Source organism: Soehngenia saccharolytica DSM 12858, assembly GCF_059568515.1.
In genome coordinates this window covers 1-3,797 of sequence record NZ_JCANTN010000058.1, presented here as the reverse complement: position 1 = coordinate 3,797, position 3,797 = coordinate 1, and the positions used below count along the sequence as shown (strand labels likewise).

Annotated in this window: 3 protein-coding genes; all 3 read left to right on the top strand. The window is 32.7% G+C overall.

The window, feature by feature from the left end:
• Positions 1–162 precede the first annotated feature (162 nt).
• From dnaX to recR, 3 genes are read left to right on the top strand one after another with little or no spacing between them, the layout of a single operon-like run.
• Complete coding sequence (gene dnaX / locus BO51_RS09970) at positions 163–1,764, top strand: DNA polymerase III subunit gamma/tau (RefSeq protein WP_496486279.1); 1,602 nt, start codon at positions 163–165, stop codon at positions 1,762–1,764.
• 2 nt (positions 1,765–1,766) lie between these two features.
• A complete protein-coding gene (locus BO51_RS09965; RefSeq protein WP_463261270.1) occupies positions 1,767–2,105 on the top strand; it encodes a YbaB/EbfC family nucleoid-associated protein in 339 nt (112 codons plus the stop codon).
• Positions 2,106–2,118: 13 nt separating this feature from the next.
• On the top strand, positions 2,119–2,718 hold the full coding sequence (gene recR, locus BO51_RS09960; RefSeq protein ID WP_496486276.1) for a recombination mediator RecR: 600 nt from the start codon (positions 2,119–2,121) through the stop codon (positions 2,716–2,718).
• Positions 2,719–3,797 lie beyond the last annotated feature (1,079 nt).

Genomic DNA, 3,797 nt, shown 5'->3' with positions numbered 1-3,797 from the left:
TTCTGTTTATTGTCGTTGATAACATTATAACAGAGAAGCTCTCATGAGCGTTGTTTTTTTAGTTGTGTTTCATTTAATTATACAATTCGCCTTAAATCATAATTTGTTAAACATTGATAATTTTGATATAATTATAAATATTAAACAGTAAGGATGATAGCTATGTATCAAGCCCTATATAGGAAATATAGGCCTAAAACATTTGATGATATTTTAGGTCAAGATCATGTCACAAAAATATTAAAAAACCAAGTAAAAAGTGGCAACATTGGTCATGCATACCTTTTTTCGGGAACCAGGGGAACAGGTAAGACTTCAGCCGCTAAAGTGCTCTCAAGAGCTGTGAATTGTTTAAATCCAATAGACGGAAATCCATGCAATGAATGTAGCGTGTGCAAAGGCATATTGGACGAGAGCTTGATGGATGTTATAGAGATGGATGCTGCAAGCAACAGAAAGATAGAGGATATAAGGGAATTAAAAGAAAAGATAATATATCCACCATCAGTTGCAAAGTACAAAGTTTATATTATAGATGAAGTTCACATGCTAACAAATGAAGCTTTCAATGCTTTACTAAAGACTTTGGAAGAGCCACCTAAACACTTGATATTTATACTTGCAACAACTGAGCCTGAAAGACTACCACAAACCATTTTATCGAGATGCCAAAGGTTTGATTTTAAGAGGATAACAAATAACGATATTATCACAAATATGCAAACCATAATTGATAGCATGCATATTACTGTAGAGAAAAGAGCATTGGAACTAGTTGCAAGAAACTCCGACGGAGCCATGAGAGATGCTCTAAGTCTTTTGGATCAACTTATTGCATATGATAACAAAAATATAACTTATGAGGATTGCATCAATATTTTAGGAATAACAAGCAGTGACTTGATTTTTGAATTAGTTGATGCTATAAATGAAAAGGATCTAGGCAAATCTCTTGAAATTTTAGAGAGAGTAATTTTGGAAGGAAAAGACATTCAACAATTCGTAAAGGATTTGACATATCACTTTAGAAATTTGATGATTTCAAAGGTGTCTAAAAACCCTGAAGAGCTTATTTTTACAGAAGATGTAGATAGATATGTCACTCAAAGTGAGAAGTTTCAGTTAGAAGAAATATTAAGATGTTTGGAAATACTTAGAGATACGGATTCAAATGTAAAATGGGCGCTACAACCTCGTATCGTTTTAGAGCTTGCAATAGTTAAGATGATTGAGAGTGATGTATCAATCTCAGAAGAGAGAAAATCTACAAAACAAGAGAAAGCCGTTAAAGAAAGCATTAAAGAAGAACCAAAAGAAAAACTCTCGACAAAAGTGGAGGCACTAAAACAAGAGACTAACGTTACACAGAGCACAAATGAAGAGAAATTTTCATTAAAATACGTAAAAGCACAATGGCCTAAAATTATGCAGATTATCAAGTCCAAAAAAATCAGCATATACGCTTTAATTATGGAGGGAGAAGTACAAAGAGTAGATGAAAACAGGATTGTAATAACATATAAAGAAGGGTTTGAATTTCATAAAAATGCAGTGAATTCACCACAAAACAAAGAATTTTTAGAACAGACACTTTCAGAATATTTTAGCACTCCTATAGAATTGGTATTTGCTATGTCAGACCAATTAGAAGAAATGACCAAAGAGAACGAAATAGGAATAAAAGAGAAGACAAAGGAAGAAAAAATAAAAGAAGTAATAGACTTCTTTGGTGAAGATTTAGTAGAAATTATAGAGGAGGAATAACGATGGCAAAAGGCGGATATCCAGGAATGGGTGGAAATATGAATAATATGATGAAACAAATGCAGAAGATGCAAAAGAAAATGGAAGAAATTCAAGCTAAAATCGATGCAGAAGAAATTGAGGCTACAGCAGGCGGTGGAGCGATAAAAGTAGTTGTGAATGGGAAAAAAGAAGTTTTAAGCATAGATATTGACAAAGATGTAGTAGACCCTGAAGATGTAGAAATGTTACAAGACTTAATAGTAGCTGCAGTAAATGAAGCTTTAAGAAAAGCTGAAGAATTTGCAGCAAAAGAGATGCAAAGTGTAACAGGGGGCATGAACATACCAGGGCTATTCTAAAGGAGAGATGTAGATGGATTATTATGCATTGCCTATAGCAAACTTAATTGAGCAGTTTTCAAAACTTCCTGGAATAGGCAGAAAATCTGCTCAGAGGTTAGCTTTTTTTGTGCTGGAAATGGATAGAGATGAAGCCTTAAGGCTTTCTCAGGCAATAATCGAAGCTAAAGATAAAATTAAGTTTTGCAGTGTATGTGGCAATTTTACAGATTCGGATATGTGCACTATTTGCAAAGACAGCACAAGAGATAGAAAGACCATATGTGTAGTAGAAGGACCAAGAGATGTAGTGGCCATGGAGAGAACCAAAGAGTACAAAGGGCTTTATCATGTGCTTCATGGGACAATTTCACCGATGGATAATATTGGGCCTTCTGATTTAAATATAAAAGGATTGTTGGAGCGATTTAAAGAAGATGAAGTAAAAGAAGTAATACTTGCAACAAATCCCACAGTAGAAGGAGAAGCTACTGCGCTTTATATTTCAAAGCTCATTAAGCCTTTAGGAGTCAAAGTTACTAGAATAGCTCATGGCATACCAGTAGGTGGGGATTTAGAATACTTTGACGAAGTTACATTGGCAAAAGCAATGTACAATAGAACAGAGATGTAAGCACAAACATGGTTATGTCTCCATCAAATAAACTCCTATCATTTTGCAAATGTATGAAACGGGGTAAATAAAGTAGTATTAGAAAACATGGTTTATTAGGGAGAAGAAAAGCCCTGTAGGCCATGTTTTTTTATGTATTAGTTTTAAGGGATAAGGAACAAGGAATAAGGCTAAAAGCCAGAAAAATCAATGGATTGGAAGATTGAATGGAAAAGAAAATGAAATGAAAAATGGACAAAATCCCCCCTTAATCCTCCCCCCTTAACCCTTTTCTCTAAAAGCACTTTATTTTCATTTTTTGCCCTAAAAATTGAGGAATGAAAGGACTTTAGGAAGTAAGGAATAAGGAAAAAGGAATTAAATGGGAAATTGGAAGAGAATAACAAGCCAGTATTTTCAAGGGTTTGAGGGGTGTTGGTGAAAGGAGTTTATTTGAAAAAGAAAAGGAGTTTATTTGGGTTACATATAGTTAGGATTAAGGAAAAAGGGGTAAGGAAAATAGGAAATATTTTGGGCTTAAAATAGGGGTTAATTAGTTGTTTCAAAAATAAAATAAAGTTGTATTATCTAAAGGGATAAGGAATAAGGGAAAGTGTTGAAAATACTGGAGTTAATAGAGTTCCAAGACACAAGATAAATGGGAAATAAAGGTAATTTGTAATAGGACTTTATTTACTTTTTAGATATAACATAGGACTTTTTTTCTGTTTCTAAAAATGATATGTTTAAAATTATCAGAAACAGAAAAGTTGTTTCATAAGCGGTAAAGTTCTATCAAAATGAAAATAAAGTCCTTATATTAAGATTTTATTCACATTTCTTGATGCAAGAATGGGGATAAAGTATATAAAATACAAGGGAAATGGGGATAAAAGGGTAAAGGGATAAGGACATTATTTACTTTTTATAAGAACTTGACGTATTTTTTCTGTTTCAGAAATGATGAAGAAGAAATTTTAGAAAAAGAAAAGGTATTTTTACGGATTGTAAATGATAAACTGATAATGTAGAAAAATTAGAATCTCAAAATGCACAAATTTATACATTTTTTCTTGTATAATATTTCTAAAAAGCTTAAC

What these genes read in the sequence shown, in the direction of transcription:
- dnaX (WP_496486279.1), top strand. Translation starts at nt 163, where the DNA reads ATGTATCAAGCCCTATATAGGAAATATAGGCCTAAAACATTTGATGAT.
- BO51_RS09965 (WP_463261270.1), top strand. Translation starts at nt 1,767, where the DNA reads ATGGCAAAAGGCGGATATCCAGGAATGGGTGGAAATATGAATAATATG.
- recR (WP_496486276.1), top strand. Translation starts at nt 2,119, where the DNA reads ATGGATTATTATGCATTGCCTATAGCAAACTTAATTGAGCAGTTTTCA.